The following is a 1,085-nucleotide window of genomic DNA, read 5'->3' as shown; positions in this document are numbered from 1 at the left end:
CCAGGCGATCCTCGGCGGTACGGCGGAGCGCACCTACCTGCATGACAGGACCCTCAGCACCCGGAACCTTGTCGACACCTCGGACCAGACATAGGATGTCTCTGGTTGCGCCGGTGCAGCCGGAGAGCGAGGAACGATGCAGTTCGCACGACTCGGCCCCGCGGGCGACGAGATCCCCGTCGCGGTCGACACCGACGGCGAGGTCCTCGACCTCCGCCCGATCACGACCGACATCAGCGGCGCCTTCCTGGCAGCGGACCCGGTCGCCCGCGTCCGGCACGCGCGCGACGCCGGCGACGTCCGGGTGCTGCCCGACGCAGAGGGCCTGCGTCGCGGCGCACCGGTGGCCCGCCCCGGCAAGGTCGTCTGCATCGGCCTGAACTACCGCGACCATGCCGCCGAGACCGGCGCCGAGATCCCGACCGAGCCGATCGTGTTCATGAAGGACCCGATGACGGTGATCGGCCCGGACGACCAGGTCCTGATCCCCCGCGGCAGCGAGAAGACCGACTGGGAGATCGAACTCGCCGTCGTCATCGGCGCCACCGCCCGGTACTGCGACTCCGACGAGGCGGCGAGCGCCTGCATCGCGGGCTACACCATCGCGAACGACGTCTCCGAACGCGCCTTCCAGCTCGAGCGCGGCGGGCAGTGGGACAAGGGGAAGTCCTGCGAGACCTTCAACCCGCTCGGCCCGTGGCTGGTCACCCCCGACCAGGTCGACCCGGCGGCGCTCGCGCTCCGGCTCACCGTCAACGGCGAGGTGCGGCAGGACGGCACCACCGCCGACATGATCTTCCGACCCGTCGAGATCGTCCGGTACCTGTCGCAGTTCATGGTGCTGTACGCCGGCGACGTCATCAGCACGGGCACCCCGGCCGGGGTCGCCCTCGCAGGACACGCGCCGTACCTGCAGCCCGGCGACGTGGTCGAACTCACCGCCGACGGGCTCGGCTCGCAGCGCCAGACCGTAGGAGCAGCCTGATGACCGACACCACCGACCAGACCGGCACCACCGGCACCACCGGGACGCCCGGCAGCCACGCGGGTCTCCGCGCGATCGTCACCGGCGGCGCCTCCGGCAT

General features: G+C 71.4%; 1 protein-coding gene. It reads left to right on the top strand.

What is annotated here, in order from left to right; translation table 11 throughout:
- The first annotated feature begins 136 nt into the window (after window positions 1–136).
- Window positions 137–985 (top strand): fumarylacetoacetate hydrolase family protein, encoded by an 849-nt coding sequence (locus tag BACI9J_RS23540; protein ID WP_159736736.1) that lies wholly within the window; start codon window positions 137–139, stop codon window positions 983–985.
- Window positions 986–1,085: the final 100 nt, after the last annotated feature.

The organism is Arthrobacter sp. 9V (genome assembly GCF_902506065.1).
Taxonomy (GTDB): domain Bacteria; phylum Actinomycetota; class Actinomycetes; order Actinomycetales; family Micrococcaceae; genus Arthrobacter.
This window is presented reverse-complemented; position numbering and strand designations above follow the sequence as displayed.

Excerpts from the sequence above, each read along its gene's own strand:
- BACI9J_RS23540 (WP_159736736.1), top strand. The coding sequence starts at position 137 with ATGCAGTTCGCACGACTCGGCCCCGCGGGCGACGAGATCCCCGTCGCG.